We start from the raw sequence: 17343 nt of genomic DNA, 5'->3' as shown, positions 1-17343 counted from the left end.
ATTTAGCGCCTTTTTTATTGGTGCAGGGAACACACTAAGCTCAATACTTTTCTGAGCTGGTTAATTTACGCAGTACCGTAATATGCGTACAATAGCGCTCTTTGTTATTTTAAAGCTAAGCCTATGTCTGCCACATCGTTCTCATCTCTTAAACTCGATTCGTTATTACTCACAGCAATTGAGCTAAATAATTACACCACGCCTACCGCGATTCAGGTTAAAACTATTCCGCACATATTAGCGGGCCGCGATGTAATGGGCAGCGCGCAAACAGGCACAGGTAAAACAGCCGCCTTTGTATTACCACTACTACATAAGCTTTTAAATACACCAAAAAAAGATGAGCCAGGTATAGCCCGAGTGGTTATTTTAACGCCAACTCGTGAGCTTGCTCAGCAAGTGTTTGCAAGCTTTGAAAAATATGCCCAAGGCAGCAATATTCAAGGCGCTTTAGCGTATGGTGGTGCAAGTATTGGTCCGCAAATTAAAGCACTTAAAACGGCGCAAGTGATAGTGGCAACACCAGGGCGCTTACTTGATCACATCATTAAAGGCAGTGTGGTGCTATCAAGTGTTGATTCGTTGGTATTTGATGAAGCAGACCGTATGCTCGACATGGGTTTTATTGATGAAATAAAACGTATTTTGCGCCATATTCCAGGTGATCGCCAAACCTTATTGTTCTCAGCCACATTCGATGACAGCGTGTTTGAGCTGAGCAAAAAACTACTTAAAAACCCCGAACTGATTGAAGTTGATAAACGTAACTCAGCTGCCGTGGAAGTAGAGCAAGTTATTTACGCAGTTGATGAAGATAGAAAGCGCGAGCTTGTATCACACATGATTGGCATGAAAAATTGGCGCCAAGTACTTATATTCACGCGTACAAAACAAATGGCTGATAAACTTGCCAAAGAAATGTGTAAAGACGGCTTAAAAACTGAGTCTATCCATGGCGATAAATCGCAAGGTGCACGCGACCGTGCATTACAAAACTTTAAAGAAGGCACAACGAGGGTATTGGTTGCCACCGATGTAGCAGCGCGCGGTTTAGATATACCGGCGCTTAAATACGTAATAAATTTTGAACTACCTTATATAGCAGAAGATTACGTACACCGAATTGGCCGTACAGGTCGCGCTGGCGAGCAAGGGCTTGCAATGTCGCTGGTAAGTATTGACGAGCAATGGTTACTGGAAGAAATTGAAGTACTACTTGATACCCGTTTAACACCACAATGGCTAGAAGGTTACGAGCCTGATTTAAACAAGCCACCAAAAGATAACCGTAAAAACACCAATAAAGCCCGTAAAGATCGCGATAAAAAGCGCATTACCGGACAAAGAGCACCAAGTAAACGCCGCAGAAAGTAGCCTTAGACATATTTATTTGGCTATACTGAGGCTACTAAATAGCTGAGGTATAGTTATGTTTAAAACAGATAAATGGGCATTTTCTGGTATCGATGGCCAAATATCATTACATAAATGGCAAAAAACCATTGATTTGATAACGGGGCTTTTTTCGGCCCCTTCCGGTTATATAGTTCAGGCTACTAGCAAAGGCTATCGCGTAGTTATTAGAGCAAATGAAGGCGGCTCACACTTTGAAACCAACCCTATACTCCCTCCGCAAACACCGCTATTTTGTAAACACGTAGCCGAAAATAACAATACCTTATATGTAAATAATGCCAGTAATGATGCGCAGTGGAGCACCATGCCGGAGGTTATTGAAGATGATGTTGAATCCTACCTTGGTTTGCCAATTCACTGGCCTGAAGGTGAAGTATTTGGCACCTTGTGTTTAAAAGATTCAAAAAAAACCAGTTACACCGATGAATATTTTGAGCTAATAGAGCAGCTTCGTGATTTAATTGAAGACGATTTAGCGCTTATTTATAGCTTTGAGCAAATGCGCGAAATAGCAATGCTAGACCCACTCACAAATATTTATAACCGCCGCGCACTTACTTTATTAGCCCAGCAAAAACTTAACTTAGCGCTGCGCTTAGGCTTTGATGTGTGTTGCTTGTTTATTGATGTGAACGATTTTAAAAAATTAAACGACACCTGCGGACACGAAGCAGGTGACAAAGCGTTAATTATTTTGGCTAATACCCTAAAAGCACATTTAAGAGAGGCTGATATAGTAGGGCGTTTAGGCGGCGATGAATTTGTAGCTGTGATGCAAATTAGTGATAAAAGTAAGCTTAGCTATATTATTGATAAAATTACCACTGAGTATTCAAAGGCACTTATAAAAGAAAGTGTCTGCGATTTATCTCTTAGCATTGGTTATAGCTTTACTGAGAATCAAAAACAGCCATTTGATGCATTACTCAATGACGCAGACCAAGCCATGTATAAAAATAAACAAGCGTATAAGCTGAGTATTAAAGAGCAAATTTAAGTGATAAATTATTTATTGAGCCTGACTCAAATTTGGAGACACGGTTAAAGCTTTTCTTAAAATGCCTCCAGGATAATGTAGACAATACACTTGATCCTTGGGGATGTAATAGACAGCGTTGTAATAACACTAGATCCATGCTGTAGTGAATCTGAAGTTTTAAAAATAAAAAAGCTGCTAGATGAATACACTTCAAATGCAAAGATAAAACAAAGTGTATTGACCGGATATGTATAAAGTATTGGTACACTGAAAAAGTTAATTTATTGGAATACATTCAAAATATAAAAGGCAAGCGATAGGGCCTGCCAAGGAGTGTAAATACTAACTTGCGGAGGATGTAACTAATTTAGTGTAGTAATTTCGTATGGTTTGTCTGCGGATTTCTTCGTAACCATAATAAGCTTAAACCCTTTACCAAATGCATCAATTACCTGCCAGTCAATACGAATTATTGCGTCTTGAACTTTATCTTCATTGAAATCGCCTGTGGCAACAACGTTGTAAAACATTTGTTCAGTTTCAGTCTCAACTCTTATTGCTCCACTTATGTCTAACGATGTATTAAATTTTTTATGATATTCACTTAGCGTTTTACCTTGCCTTTGGCTTTTATCATACTTATTAACATAAGGGTAAGCTGTAGCAGGAAGATTGCTAATATCATTTTTATCAAGAATTTCCTGTAAATAACTGACGTTCGAGCTTTTAGCTTGAGAGTATTTTTTCAATGCGATGCAGTTTGCTTTCAACATCTGTAACAAATGAAATTCGCTTACAGCTATATCATGAGAAGTGGTTTCTTCTACTTGTTTGCAGTTAGAAAAGTGTACATTTCTCTCTGAACGTAAAGTTAAATCATAATTTAATTTAATACTCCGGTAATCCATCACAACTTCTGATTCTAAACCTGTAAAATAATTAACAAATAATTTAGGTTTTATTTCATCAGCAGATAATTTTGAGCAGCCAACACAGATAAATATCAATAATACTAACGATAAGCTTTTCATGGTGTCATCACCTTTATGTTGTTTACCGCAGATAGTTTTGCTCTTACGTAGTTATTTCTTTCTGCACTGAGTTGAGGGCGGTAACTTTCTTTAGCGGCTTTAATCCAATCCCCAGCTTTGATTGCTTTATCAAACTCAGTAAACTTTGTGACAATTTTTACAGCGCCTAAGTTAAAAATCATATCAAATAATGCGACTTGTATATTTTTGTTTAATTTATCAAAGTCATCGTAATAACCATTAGATTTTTTATATAGAGTAGAAAGCTCTTTGTAAAAAGAATCCATATGTTTGTTTAATTGGCGTGTAATTTCTACATCTTTAATTGTGAGTGAAGTAAATTGTTTATACCATTCAGCTTTATAGTTTCTTTTTTGTTTAGCTATTGTTTCAAATTCTTTTTGTTTTTCTAGAGGAGTCGCAGGAGGACCTGGTTGATTGTTAACTACTTTATTCATTGGGAGCAGGACTGAAGCTTGTTTGTTTTTTATCATATGACCTACGCCTATGGTTACATAGCCCTGAGAGTCTAGATAAAAGTGATTAATTTTTTCTCATATTTTATAATGTTTTTAATTACTTCTGATTTCACCTGTTCATTTAATGGCATTTAAAATTCCTTTTATTAATAGTAATTACCTAATTGGCATACAAGAATACTCAGAACTACCTTAAAAAACAACAATCATGAATATAAGTAGTGTATACCAGTTCACTTAAAAATAATGGGCAGGCTCATATTTAACTTTTAAGCAATTTGTTTTTCAGCTAGGTTTAATTCCATAATGGCTTTTAATAAGCGGTATAGGTTTATTGATGCGTCAATTTCTTCTTTACGGTTTGTTAAGCTCTCAATATTTAAGCCCAGTGGCACATCAAGATGCGCACAGCTTTTAAGTATTAGGTCGAGGTTTTCTCGGCAAATACGTACCGATTCACTTAATGTGTTTTCTGCATCAAGCATGCGCCATTTAGTGGCCTCTGGCACTGAGATACCCAACCATTGCATAAACTCTAAGGTTTTATCGCCGCCGCACGGGGTAAACGTTAATATAATACGTTTTGGTGTTATACCTTGTGCTTTACAGGTACGCGCATAGCTAGTGATTAGCTCTATAGTTGCTTGTGCGTCGTAAACCGCTTGCGATATAAAAAACTGACAACCTTGTGCTGTTTTTTCTATAAGGCGCTCGTGCTCATTTCGCTTACTTGCATGGCGCTCTGCTATGGTAACGCCCCCTAAAAAGAAGTCATCACTTTGCTCTGCAAGCGTTTTATAGGCATCGGGCAAGCTTAGTTTTATATCACCTTCCGATGAGGGGCTACCTACTAAAACCACATTTTTTAAATCGTAGTCGTTTTTGGTTTCATCCAACCAGCCTTTAAACTCTTCTACACCACGTTGTGCCACACTTTTGTAAGTAATGACATCTGGAGCCGATAAATTACGTAATAAATGGCTGTATTCACGAGGGTCTACAGTTTGTTTAAATGGAAATGGGCGTGCTTTATCTGTGCGGCTACTCTCATCTTGAATGTCGTAAATTATTACGCCGTCGTATTCAATTTCGTGTAAGCGAGCAAGTAGTTTTTCTGCAATGATTTTTAGTTGCGCTTTATCAGTACCAATTTTAGGCGGAGTAGTACCAATAAGATAAACACCTTGATTGGTGTCTTCTATTTTTTCTTGTAGTGATAAAGCCATAATCCTCATTCCAGCTTAGTCCAATGTATGTAATTTAATATAGCAGCCATTTAGACGTCTAGATAGATTTATTTAGTGAAAGTTTTTCAATTAACTTGAGCATTTTTCATGCTTAAGTGTTTTTAAAATAGGGAATTGACACAGTTGTTTACATTAAAAATGTCGCAAAGCTCTTACAATCATTCGCTTTAGGGCATAATCAACTATGAATTAGCATTAAATCTAATAACAAATTTGCTCAATTTAAAAAGGGACAACAATGAAATTTAAATTATTAGCAACAAGCTTGGCGGTATCGCTGGCACTAACAGGCTGCGCAACATTGCAAAGCGAAAACACCCAAGCGGCACAACAACAGCAAACAACAGCCGCTGAGGAACGTGTATTTTCGCAAGAGTACTTAATCGAAGAGCTAGATAACGGCTTACGTGTAATGGTAGTTAAAACAGATTACCCCGATGTAGTCTCGCTGCAAATTCCGGTATCGGTTGGCTCGCGTAATGAAGTAAAAGAAGGTAAAACCGGTTTTGCTCACTTTTTTGAGCACATGATGTTTAAAGGTTCTAAAAAATTTCCGCAAGACGAATACACTGCCATATTTAAAAATGCAGGGGTAGATAACCGTGCTTACACCACTAACGATTACACAAACTACCATTTAAACTTTTCAAAGCAGCATCTTGATAAAGTACTTGAAATTGAAGCCGATATTTTTCAAAACTTAACCTACACCGAAGAGCAATTTAGAACCGAAGCGCTTACGGTTAAAGGGGAGTATTTAAAAAATAACGCCAGTCCAATTCGTAAATTATTAAGCGCTGTACGCGAAGAAGCCTTTGATAAACATACCTATAAACATACCACTATGGGCTTTTTTGAAGATATAGAAGCCATGCCAGATCAAATGGCATACGGTAAAGAATTTTTTGATAAGTTTTATAAGCCTGAATATGTATCGCTAGTAATTGTCGGCGATGTAGACCCTAAAGCCACGATGGCTATGGTGAAAAAACATTGGGGTGGCTGGAAAAAAGGTGATTACGTTGCCGATATAAAAGCTGAGCCTGCACAACAAGCGCCTAAATATGTACATGAGAAAAACGAAGGTTTGCCTGGCCATTGGTTGCTTGTATCTTACAAAGGTGCGGCCTGGGAGCCTGCAAAAAAAGACAGAGCCGCGCTTGATTTGATCTCACAGCTTTATTTTTCAAACAACTCAGACTTATACCAAGAATTGGTTGTTGATAAACAAATTGCTAGCCAAATGTTTACCTACAATCCAGAGACAAAAGATCCTGGTTTACTGCATGTATTTGTAAAAGTTGAAAACGAAGAAGATTTAGCAAAAGCACGTGATGCTATCAATCGCACTTACGCAAAAGCACGTACCGAACTTGTTGATGAGCAAAAATTAAGTGATTTAAAGTCTAACCTCAAATACAGCTTTATTAACGGTTTAGACTCATCGCAAGCCATTGCTTCAACGCTTGCAAGATACATGCATTTTGAGCGCGATCCTGAGGTAATTAACCAGCTTTATAAATCGGCCGACAACATAACCGCACAAGACATTAAAGCTGTGGCTAATAAATATTTTGTAGATGGCGCGCGTACAACCGTAACTATGTCGGCACTTGATAAAGCGCCAGGGTTTGAGCAGGAAGCAAGCTTAAACGCGTTAGTTGCAAAGCTTGATAAAGCGCCTGAAGCGCCAGTATTTAAAGTGCTTGATAAAACCAATAGCTCGCCACTGATTGACGTAAACTTTTTATTCAATACCGGAGCTGCTGCAGATCCGCAAGGTAAAAAAGGGGTTGCTGCACTCACCGCCGCTATGCTTGCTCAAGGTGGCTCGCAAAGTACGAGTTACAAAGATATACAAAAAGCGCTTTATCCGCTTGCTGGCAGCTTTGGTTATCAAATAGATAAAGAAATGCTGTCATTTCAAGGGCGTATTCATAAAGATAACGCAGCTACATGGTATGCGCTTGTAAGCGATCAGTTAATTAACCCAGGCTTTAGAGACGATGACTTTAAACGCCTTAAAAAAGAAATGATCGACGGTATTAAGTCGGGCTTAAAAGCCTCTAACGATGAAGAGTTAGGTAAAGAAGTGCTATACAGTGCACTTTACAAAGGCCACCCATACGAAAGCTACAATTACGGTGATATTTCTGATTTAGAAGCACTAACGCTTGATGATGTAAAAGCATTTTACAACAAAGAGCTTACCCAATCTAAACTAACACTGGGTTTAATTGGCGCTGTGCCAAAAGCGCTTAAAGCCGAAATGATGAGCGATTTAGCAACCTTACCTAAAGGCGAGCAAAGCCGATTAAGTATTCCTGATGCGCCAGAGCTTAAAGGTCACCATGCCACGATTGTAGAAAAGTCAGCGCAATCAACTGCGGTATCGTTTGGTTTCCCAATTGATACTATTCGTAGTAGTGAAGATTGGACAGCCCTTTGGCTGGTGCGTTCGTACTTTGGTGAGCACCGTAGTTCTAACTCATACCTGTATGAGCGAATTCGTCAAACACGGGGTATGAACTACGGCGATTATGCTTATATTGAGTACTTCCCACGTGGTATGTTTCAAACTAAGCCTGATGCAAACTTAGGGCGCTCTGAGCAAATATTCCAAATTTGGTTACGCCCACTGCGCTCTAATAACGATGCACATTTTGCAACACGTACCGCATTGTATGAGCTGGATAAGCTTATTAAAAATGGCTTAACCGAAAAAGACTTTGAAGCAACACGTAACTTTTTAATTAACTACGTACCGCAGCTTGTCGCAAGCCAAAACCGCCAATTAGGTTATGCACTTGATAGCGAATTTTACAACACAGAGTCGTTTGTAAAATACGTGACAAGTAAACTTGAAAAGCTAACGCTTGCTGATGTTAATCGCGTGATTAAAGATAACCTGCAAACAGATAACGTGCAGTATGTGTTTATTACCGGTGACGGCGAAGACATGAAAAAACGTTTAGTGTCAGAGCAAACCTCGCCAATGGTTTACAACACAGAAAAACCAGCAGCGCTTGTTGCTGAGGATAAAGTCATTGCCGATTACACATTAGCAATCCCAGCTAAAAATATTGAAGTAATGGCCGTTGAAAAAGTGTTTCAGTAATTTAAGCGCTTTATTCAATGTGTAAAAAATGCCCCAGTGCTTATAGCCTGGGGCATTTTTATTTAATTAGCGTAAGGTATTAGTTAGTCGCTAAAAGCACTGAGCCAGCCCCAAGAGCAAAGCTTATTAAGGAACTAATAACAACTCCCGCTAAAAAGCTTTTAGTTGGCGTACTTTTAACGTCATCATTTCTAAGCTCATCAAGTTTAATTAGCTCGCCTTGGCGTACTTCAAGTACTGCACAAAGCGCCATAGTGGTTTCTTTTGAAGCGGCGCCTTCTTTTTCAACCCGTTGAATGGTCCGCAAACTTACATCGCAGGCATCTGCAAGCTGTTGCTGCGTCCAATCTAACTTACTTCTAAGCGATTTAACTGTTGTAGGATTTAATTGCACGTTAAAGCTTCCCTACAAATAGTTCAACAATGGTGGCTGTTGTATAGCCAAATACCGCTCCACCTAATGTACAGCCAGCAAGAAAAAATGCTGCTTTTTTAGGATCATCCGAAAGGCTACTTTGAACTTGTTTGGCTATCACACTGCTATTTTTATAAAGAGTACATTCTAGGCGCCCAGTGAGTATGTTGAGCATGTCAAATTTTACTTGGTACTGTGCGCCCCCAAAATCAAAAGAATGCGTGCTTGCACAATTAATAGTGCGCTTTTTACTGAATAAATCATCATTTATGTACACTTCTTCTTTACCAGTGAAGTAACTACCAAAACAAGCAATTTGGTTGTCGCCATCCTGAAAGTAAAATTTATAGCCGAGTTTTTTAGTATTTAATATGTCGTTTTTCATCATCGTTATCCTTGTTGAGTTGATGATGCTAATTTAGCGTTTGTTTTTATTTTTTACGCCGTCAGTAGTATGTCAGTAGTTAGTTTGGCATATGACACCACACCTGCCATACTGTGCTAGCTTTTGATTTATAACAATTTATTTTGTTTTTATATGTGTAGGTTGCTTTAGCTACTGTCGTATAGCTTAATCTAAAAAAAAGCTAAGCATCTATAATATTATTTGAGATTGCTAGTTATAACTAATAACCAGAACAAATAGTTAAGGGATTAACACATAAGGCGTTAAATCCGTTAGACTTAGCAAAAGGCTCTTTTTATATCAATTTAAGGCAGTATTATGCGTCATGAAATTTGGCAACAGCTTCGTAGTGAAGCTAATGAAGTTGTAACTCGCGAACCACTTTTAGCAAGTCATGTGTATTCATGCATTTTAAATCATGAGTGTTTAGGTTCGGCGTTAAGCTTTATTGTTGCTAATAAGTTGGCAGATGCAGTGGTATCGGCTTTTACAATACGTGAGTTGTTCGACCAAGCGTTTGTAAAGTGCGACCGTATGCTTACCTATGTGGCCGAAGATATTAAAGCTGTTAAGGACAGAGACCCAGCAGCCGAAACCTACCTTACAGTTATTTTAAACTTAAAAGGGTTTCATGCTATTCAAGCGCATCGTTTAGCTAACTGCTTGTGGCAGCAAAACCGCAAAGAACTGGCGCGCTTTATTCAAAGCCGCACCTCAGAAGTGTTTGGGGTTGATATTCACCCTGCGTGTCAGGTGGGTAAAGGGATAATGTTTGATCACGCCACCGGTATTGTTATTGGTGAAACCGCGGTAATTGAAGATAATGTATCAATACTTCAATCGGTAACGCTTGGTGGTACTGGTAACGAGCAAGGCGACCGCCATCCTAAAATTAGAGCGGGTGTGCTTATTGGTGCAGGTGCTAAGGTGTTGGGTAATATTGAAGTAGGTGAGGGCGCACGTATTGGCGCAGGATCAGTCGTTTTAACCGCAGTGCCGCCGCATACTACCGCTGTAGGCGTACCGGCTAAAATTATTGGCAGACCGGATTGTCCCTGTCCTGCGCAAAGTATGAACCAAAACTTTTTAACGACCGAAGAGCCTGAAAACGAATCACATACTAGCGCGATGCTGTAACTAAGGCATAAGTAAAAAGTAATTATAAAAGGAATTAAAATGAGCAAACATAGCTTATTAACATTAGGCATAGGTTTTATTGCGGGTGTAGGTTTAACATGGAGCTACTTTAATGTGGCTTCAAGTGACTCAAAACCTGCAAAGGTACAACATGTTGATACAAAGCAGGCACCTTTTGTGCAGCCGCCTAAAAGCAGTGAAGCAACAGCAAAGCGTGTTGTATCAGCATCCCCTGAGCAAAGCGCTGGTATAGAGCAACAAGATAACTCCCCTAATCCAGATCCACAACCGCTTGATGAGCTTCCTTTAAAAGAGCAAGTGTCGCAGCTTAGGCAGCAATTAGCAGCGCAAAAAGCCTTGATGAAAAACGCGGCGCAGCAGCTGCGTGCCCCCTCGGATGCGCAGGCTGTTTTACAAGCGCAATTTGATGAGCAAGTACGCAATGAAGAGTGGGCTTATCAAACCGAATTAGCGCTACAAGACTTTTTACTAACCGCAGATTTAAACGCGACCCCAGAGGTTGTTAGCGCATCGTGTAAAAGCACGGTGTGTAAATTTGAACTTGCTGCACCTACGGATAACGACTCGTTTGATCATACCCAATGGCGAGAGCTAAACGATAAGTTAATGAAACAAGCGTTTTGGCGGCAGTTCAAAAGAACCGCTTCTACCTCGAGTGACAGTGAGTTAACTCTTTTAATGACAACAGAGCTCTAATAGAGAGCTTTACAATGCGGTTGATTTTATAGCGCCATCGGCCAGCTCTGTAATTAGTACATCACCCGTTTTAATGTGATCTACCGATTTTACTACTTTACCTTGTTGGGTTTTGGTTATGCTGTAACCGCGCGCTAAAACATTGAGTGGACTGACCGAATCGAGCCTACTCGCTTGCAGCGCTAAGTTATTTTGTGCGTGTTGCAATTTGTGCTGCATTGCTTGCTCAAGTCTGGTTTGTATCTGCATAAGCTGATGACTGGCTTGCGATAACTTTTTATCAGGCGATTGGCGCATTAAACGCGGGGTTAAATTATTAAGTGTGCGCTCTTTTTGGTAAAGACGATTACGCATGCCCTGTTGTAATGCAATAGTTAGCTCATCTAATCGCTGTGCTTTTTGATTAAGTTGATTGCGCGGATGGCACAAGTTAAGCCTATGCTGTAACTGTGTGGCGAGTGCGCGCTTATCGGCCATATCGTGTTTAAAGGCATTATTTAATCGGTTAATGAGCTCTACAACCTTACTGTGTAGCTCTTGCGTGTTAGGGCTAACAAGCTCAGCAGCTGCTGAAGGTGTTGCTGCGCGAACATCGGCAACGTAATCGCTAATGGTGGTGTCTATTTCGTGGCCTACCGCACTCACTATAGGTAATTCACTTTGATAAATAGCACGCGCAAGCTGCTCATGGTTAAAGCACCATAAATCTTCTAACGAGCCACCGCCTCGCCCTAAAATAAGTACGTCGACCTCATTGCGTGCATTGGCTAATTGTATTTGGTTAATTAAGTGCACATGGGCTTCTTTACCTTGCACCATGGCTGGGTAAATAATTACCTCTAATTGCGGTGCGCGGCGTTTTAGTACGGTTAATATATCTTTTATGGCAGCGCCTGTTGCCGAGGTTATTACACCCACACGGTTTATATTTTGCGGCAGTGCTTTTTTATAGGCTGAACTAAATAAACCCTCTGCGGCGAGGCGCATTTTTAATGCATCAAACTCTTGCTTAAGTTGGCCTTCACCGGCAGGTTCCATATGTTCAACAATAAGTTGATAATCACCACGTGGTTCGTAAAGTGACACACGTGCCCTTACTGTTACTTGTGCGCCGTTTTCGGGGCGATAAGTTTGGCTGCGGTTATTGCCGCGCCACATAGCCGCTTTTATTTGTGCTTTTTCATCTTTTAACGAAAAGTACCAGTGCCCAGAAGCAGGGGTAATAAAGTTAGAAATTTCGCCTGTTAAAATGAGCGATGCAAAGCCCTGCTCAAGAACTGTACGGATCTCTTTGTTAAGGCGCGATACGGTGTAAACCGTTTGCGAAGGCTTCGAAAACATAAAAAACAACCTAAAACTATTATGATGCAAGTTATAAGGCAAGTTTATCATAAATATTTGCGAAATATTATTTACGAATGCCCACAACGCTGTTAAAATTTGGCCGCAATTCCTTATCTTAGATCCACATGTGAGAAGTTGCCAAAATGCTTAGAATCGCTAAAGAAGCTCTTACCTTTGATGACGTACTTTTAGTACCTGGTCATTCTACTGTTTTGCCTCACACGGCAAATATTTCAACTCGCTTAACGCGTGGTATCAAACTTAACTTGCCGCTTATTTCAGCATCTATGGATACTGTTACAGAAGCTCGTTTAGCTATTGCCCTCGCGCAGGAAGGTGGTCTTGGTTTTATCCATAAAAACATGACCATTGAAGAACAAGCGAGAAACGTACGTAAAGTTAAAACCTACGAAGCAGGTATTGTATCATTCCCTGTTACTGTGTCTGCCGATTTAACGATTGCAGATGCGACGCTTCTTTCGCAAGAGAAAGGGTTCTCGGGTTTCCCGGTTACTGATAGCGAAAATAACCTACTAGGTATTGTTACTGGTCGTGACATGCGTTTTGAAACTAAGCTTGAACAGCCTGTTTCTAGCGTTATGACTAAAAAAGACAAACTGGTAACGGTTCAAGAAGGCGCATCGCGCGAAGAAATTTTAGGTTTAATGCACGAACACCGCATTGAAAAAATCTTAGTGGTTGATGATGCATTTAAACTAAAAGGCATGATCACCGTAAAAGATTACCAAAAAGCGCAAGACAAACCACATGCATGTAAAGACGAGCTAGGTCGTTTACGTGTAGGTGCTGCAGTGGGTGTTGGCGCAGGTACTGATGAGCGAATTGCTGCATTAGTAGAGGCGGGTGTTGATGTTTTACTTATCGATACTTCGCATGGTCACTCACAAGGTGTTATTGACCGTGTTTCACAAACACGTAAAGACTACCCAGATTTACAAATTATTGCTGGTAACGTTGCCACTGCCGAAGGCGCAATTGCCCTTGCTGATGCAGGTGTGGATGCGGTTAAAGTAGGTATTGGCCCAGGTTCAATTTGTACTACGCGTATTGTTACAGGTTGTGGCGTGCCACAAATTACGGCTATTTCTGATGCGGTAGATGGCTTACAAGGGCGTGATATTCCAGTAATTGCCGATGGCGGTATTCGTTTTTCTGGCGATATTGTTAAAGCACTAGTTGCGGGTGCATCGTGTGTAATGGTGGGCTCAATGCTTGCTGGTACTGAAGAAGCGCCAGGCGAAGTTGAACTTTACCAAGGTCGTTACTACAAATCTTACCGCGGTATGGGCTCGTTAGGGGCGATGGATCAAAAAGAAGGTTCGTCGGATCGTTACTTCCAAAAATCTAACCAAGCTGACAAATTAGTACCTGAAGGTATTGAAGGTCGCGTCGCTTATAAAGGCCCAATTGCAACGATTATTCATCAGCAAGTGGGTGGCCTTCGTAGCGCAATGGGATTAACGGGTTGTGCCACCATTGAAGAGCTAAATACAAAACCTCAGTTTGTACGTGTTACATCTGCAGGTATGGGTGAGTCGCACGTTCACGATGTGCAAATTACCAAAGAAGCGCCTAACTACCGCTTAGGTTAAACAACACGTTTAAATTACGGGGCTGGAATTACCAGCCCTCTTTTATAGCCACTAAGCAAATTAGTGGAATCTAGCATCTACTTTACGAGATCCTTCATGAGCAAAGATATTCACGATTCACGAATTCTAATTTTAGATTTTGGTTCGCAATACACTCAATTAATCGCGCGTCGTATCCGCGAAATTGGCGTTTACTGTGAGCTGTGGGCATGGGATGTGACCGAAGAGCAAATTCGCGAATTTAATCCACAAGGTATTATTTTATCTGGTGGCCCTGAGTCAACCACACTAGAGAACAGCCCGCGTGCACCTGAATACGTGTTTAACGCTGGCGTGCCAGTGCTGGGTATTTGTTACGGCATGCAAACCATGGCAGCTCAACTTGGCGGCAGTGTACACAGCTCAGATAAAAAAGAGTTTGGTTATGCACAAGTAGAAAAAGTGGGTAACTGTGCATTATTCGATGCAATTGAAGATCATATTACCGATGGCGGCAACGGCGTTTTAGACGTGTGGATGAGCCACGGCGACAAAGTAATGGAAGTGCCAGCAAGCTTTAACACCACAGCTAAAACACCAACGTGTCCGCATGCTGCTATGTCTAACGAAGAAAAACGTTTTTACGGCGTACAATTTCACCCAGAAGTAACTCACACTCATCAAGGACAACGTTTATTAGAGCGTTTTGCAATTGATATATGTGGCTGTGAAAAACTATGGACACCTGCCAAAATTATTGATGATGCTATAGAGCGCATTAAAGAGACTGTTGGCGATGACGAAGTTATTTTAGGCTTATCGGGTGGGGTTGACTCATCTGTTGTAGCAATGCTGATTCACCGTGCCATTGGCGATAATCTAACATGTGTATTTGTTGATAATGGCTTACTTCGTTTAAACGAAGGTCAGCAAGTTATGGACATGTTTGGCAATAAATTTGGCTTAAATATTGTTAAAGTAGACGCTGAGGATCAATTCTTAGCTGACCTTGCAGGCAAATCAGATCCAGAAGAAAAACGCAAAGCCATTGGCCATACGTTTATTAATGTATTTGATGAGCAAGCTAAAAAGCTTAAAAATGCGAAGTGGTTAGGCCAAGGGACTATTTACCCAGACGTAATAGAATCAGCTGCTTCAGCCACAGGTAAAGCACACGTAATTAAATCTCACCACAACGTGGGCGGCTTACCAGATGACATGAAAATGGGCTTAGTTGAGCCATTACGTGAATTATTTAAAGATGAAGTACGTAAAATTGGCTTAGAGCTTGGTTTACCTTACGACATGCTTTACCGCCACCCATTCCCAGGTCCTGGTTTAGGCGTACGTGTACTTGGCGAAATCAAAAAAGAGTACTGTGATTTACTACGCCGTGCTGATGCTATCTTTATTGAAGAGCTACACAAAGCTGAGCTTTATCATAAAGTAAGCCAAGCGTTTACTGTATTCTTACCTGTTAAGTCGGTAGGGGTTATGGGCGATGCTCGTAAGTATGATTGGGTTGTGTCACTACGTTGTGTTGAAACTATCGACTTTATGACGGCGCGCTGGTCACATTTACCGTATGAGTTTTTAGGTGTGGTTTCTAACCGTATCATTAACGAAATTGACGGTATCTCGCGTGTTGTTTACGATATTTCTGGTAAACCACCAGCCACAATTGAGTGGGAATAAACCCAAGCAAATAAGCTTACTTTGTTAAGCTAAGCTTATTATTGCGTATTAAAAAGCCCGTTTGTAAACGGGCTTTTTTACGTGCTAATTTTAGCTCTTAATTTTAAGGTTTAGCTTTTGGCTCTAGCTCAGTAAGCAGCCCTTTTACAAGGCTTACGCTGCCAAACAATAAAATAAACGTAAAAGGCAGCGCTGCAATAATGGTTATATACTGTAGTGCCTGAATAGACTCAGTTCCCCCAATCCACAGCATTAGCATGGCAATTATACCGGCAATGTTAGCCCATACTAATTTTTGCTTTATAGGTACTTCTAGCTTTCCGCCTGATGTAAGGCTATCAATTACAATAGAACCAGAATCGAGTGTAGTTACAAAAAATATAATAATTAATGCCACTGCTAAAAGCGAAAGCACGGTGCCAAAAGAGTACGCATCGAGCATATAAAATAAGCTCAGAGATACATCTGTAATTCCTTGATCGGTACCTAGAACGCCAATTTCATTTATAACCTGATCAATTGCTACGCCACCAAACACCGACATCCACGCAGTGGTCACTAAGGTTGGAATAAGTAAAACGTACACTAAAAATTCGCGAATAGTACGCCCCTTAGAAATACGCGCTACAAACATACCAAAGCAAGGTGCATACGCTACCCACCAAGCCCAGTAAAATACGGTCCAGCCGTGTAGCCACTGCGTGTCTTCTCGGCTGGTGCTTGAGCTTAGTGGAATAATATTTTTAACATAGCCTATTACTGCTGTGTAAGCAGAATCTAGAACGGTGGTAAAGTTTAAAATAAATACCAGGGCTAAAAACACAAATGCTATGCCCATATTTATATTACTTAGCAATTTAACGCCGCCATCCATACCGCGTACAATAGATAAAATAGCCAAGCCCATAATTAACACAATGATAGCTTGTTGCAGAAATAGTGAGTTTTCAAAACCTAACACATGGCTTATACCACTGGCTGCTTGTGAGCCACCCAGCCCAAGTGATGTAGCAAGGCCAAAAAGAGTTACCAACACGGCCATTACATCTATTACATCACCTAGCTTGCCCCATACTCTATCGCCAAATAGGGGATAAAATACTGAGCGCATTGAAAGTGGTAATCCCTTGTTATATACAAAGTACGCTAGGCATAATGCGGTCATGCCATAAATAGCCCATGCATGCAGACCCCAGTGAAATACCGTTGCCCCTAAGGCCATTTCTCGCCCTTGCTCGGTAAAGGCTTCAGCGTTAAGCGGGGTGCCAAACCAGTCGGTATAAAATGCAGTAGGTTCGGCTACGCCCCAAAAAATAAGGCCAATACCCATACCTGCGGCAAACAGCATAGAAATCCAAGAGAGGGTAGAGTAATCGGTTGTTGCTTTATCGCCCCCTAAGCGAATTTTTCCAAGTGGTGAGGCTGCTATACCTATAGCAAATAATAATAATATGTTTGCGCCCCACATAAATACGTAGTCAAAGTTTGTAAGTGCAGCATTTTTTATAGAGTTAATAGCTTCTTTTGCTTCGCTAGGTGACAAAGCGAGTAGCGTTATAATAAAAAGTAGAGATAAGCCAACAGAAACAGAAAATACGTTACTGTGTATATCCATACCCCATTTACTAACGTTATCTTGGCCTACTTGGTAATCAGTTGAGTCGATACTGTATTTTTTTGATTTAAACTTCATATAACTGGCGTGAACCATTGGCAAAAGCCAATAGTAAAGCTCCTCCATATTTGCATTGTGAATAATCCGCGTAA

The 17343-nt window shown here is 40.5% G+C and carries 14 protein-coding genes; 7 read left to right on the top strand and 7 right to left on the bottom strand.

The window, feature by feature from the left end; genetic code table 11:
- Positions 1–123 precede the first annotated feature (123 nt).
- Both QUE46_RS12905 and QUE46_RS12900 read left to right on the top strand, forming a co-directional pair.
- Complete coding sequence (locus QUE46_RS12905) at positions 124–1374, top strand: DEAD/DEAH box helicase (protein ID WP_286245094.1); 1251 nt, start codon at positions 124–126, stop codon at positions 1372–1374.
- A 55-nt stretch (positions 1375–1429) separates the two neighbouring features.
- Positions 1430–2413: a sensor domain-containing diguanylate cyclase gene (locus QUE46_RS12900; protein WP_286245093.1), complete on the top strand. Its 984-nt coding sequence runs from the start codon at positions 1430–1432 to the stop codon at positions 2411–2413.
- A gap of 344 nt (positions 2414–2757) precedes the next feature.
- Here QUE46_RS12900 and QUE46_RS12895 read toward each other — a convergent pair whose 3' ends face one another.
- The 3 genes from QUE46_RS12895 to QUE46_RS12885 all read right to left on the bottom strand — a co-directional run bounded on the left by QUE46_RS12895 (position 2758) and on the right by QUE46_RS12885 (position 5131).
- Positions 2758–3426, bottom strand: coding sequence for a hypothetical protein (locus QUE46_RS12895; RefSeq protein WP_286245092.1), 669 nt, complete (start codon positions 3424–3426; stop codon positions 2758–2760).
- Positions 3423–3920 (bottom strand): hypothetical protein, encoded by a 498-nt coding sequence (locus QUE46_RS12890; RefSeq protein ID WP_286245091.1) that lies wholly within the window; start codon positions 3918–3920, stop codon positions 3423–3425. Before QUE46_RS12890 ends, QUE46_RS12895 begins: the two co-directional genes overlap by 4 nt.
- A gap of 254 nt (positions 3921–4174) precedes the next feature.
- Complete coding sequence (locus QUE46_RS12885; RefSeq protein ID WP_286245090.1) at positions 4175–5131, bottom strand: methylenetetrahydrofolate reductase; 957 nt, start codon at positions 5129–5131, stop codon at positions 4175–4177.
- A 259-nt stretch (positions 5132–5390) separates the two neighbouring features.
- On the opposite strand from QUE46_RS12885, the gene QUE46_RS12880 reads away from it, so the two are divergent.
- Complete coding sequence (locus QUE46_RS12880; RefSeq protein WP_286245089.1) at positions 5391–8270, top strand: pitrilysin family protein; 2880 nt, start codon at positions 5391–5393, stop codon at positions 8268–8270.
- A gap of 79 nt (positions 8271–8349) precedes the next feature.
- On the opposite strand, the gene QUE46_RS12875 is transcribed toward QUE46_RS12880, so the two are convergent.
- Both QUE46_RS12875 and QUE46_RS12870 read right to left on the bottom strand, forming a co-directional pair.
- On the bottom strand, positions 8350–8664 hold the full coding sequence (locus tag QUE46_RS12875) for a helix-turn-helix transcriptional regulator (RefSeq protein WP_286245088.1): 315 nt from the start codon (positions 8662–8664) through the stop codon (positions 8350–8352).
- A 1-nt stretch (position 8665) separates the two neighbouring features.
- Positions 8666–9073 carry a hypothetical protein gene (locus QUE46_RS12870; protein WP_286245087.1) on the bottom strand — a complete coding sequence of 136 codons (408 nt, stop codon included), beginning with the start codon at positions 9071–9073 and terminating at the stop codon, positions 8666–8668.
- A gap of 336 nt (positions 9074–9409) precedes the next feature.
- Here QUE46_RS12870 and cysE point away from each other — a divergent pair, with 336 nt between their 5' ends.
- Complete coding sequence (gene cysE, locus QUE46_RS12865) at positions 9410–10228, top strand: serine O-acetyltransferase (protein ID WP_286245086.1); 819 nt, start codon at positions 9410–9412, stop codon at positions 10226–10228.
- A 39-nt stretch (positions 10229–10267) separates the two neighbouring features.
- Positions 10268–10945, top strand: coding sequence for a hypothetical protein (locus QUE46_RS12860; RefSeq protein WP_286245085.1), 678 nt, complete (start codon positions 10268–10270; stop codon positions 10943–10945).
- A 9-nt stretch (positions 10946–10954) separates the two neighbouring features.
- Here QUE46_RS12860 and xseA read toward each other — a convergent pair whose 3' ends face one another.
- On the bottom strand, positions 10955–12286 hold the full coding sequence (xseA, locus tag QUE46_RS12855; protein WP_286245084.1) for an exodeoxyribonuclease VII large subunit: 1332 nt from the start codon (positions 12284–12286) through the stop codon (positions 10955–10957).
- 146 nt (positions 12287–12432) lie between these two features.
- Here xseA and guaB point away from each other — a divergent pair, with 146 nt between their 5' ends.
- Both guaB and guaA read left to right on the top strand, forming a co-directional pair.
- A complete protein-coding gene (gene guaB, locus QUE46_RS12850; protein ID WP_286245083.1) occupies positions 12433–13902 on the top strand; it encodes an IMP dehydrogenase in 1470 nt (489 codons plus the stop codon).
- 96 nt (positions 13903–13998) lie between these two features.
- Positions 13999–15576 carry a glutamine-hydrolyzing GMP synthase gene (guaA, locus tag QUE46_RS12845; protein ID WP_286245082.1) on the top strand — a complete coding sequence of 526 codons (1578 nt, stop codon included), beginning with the start codon at positions 13999–14001 and terminating at the stop codon, positions 15574–15576.
- A 103-nt stretch (positions 15577–15679) separates the two neighbouring features.
- On the opposite strand, the gene QUE46_RS12840 is transcribed toward guaA, so the two are convergent.
- The gene (locus QUE46_RS12840; RefSeq protein WP_286245081.1) at positions 15680–17269 is read right to left on the bottom strand and encodes a BCCT family transporter; all 1590 of its coding nucleotides are present in this window, start codon (positions 17267–17269) and stop codon (positions 15680–15682) included.
- Between the last annotated feature and the right edge of the window lie 74 nt (positions 17270–17343).

The organism is Pseudoalteromonas sp. MM1, assembly GCF_030296835.1.
In the GTDB taxonomy this organism is placed as follows: domain Bacteria; phylum Pseudomonadota; class Gammaproteobacteria; order Enterobacterales; family Alteromonadaceae; genus Pseudoalteromonas.
This window is presented reverse-complemented; position numbering and strand designations above follow the sequence as displayed.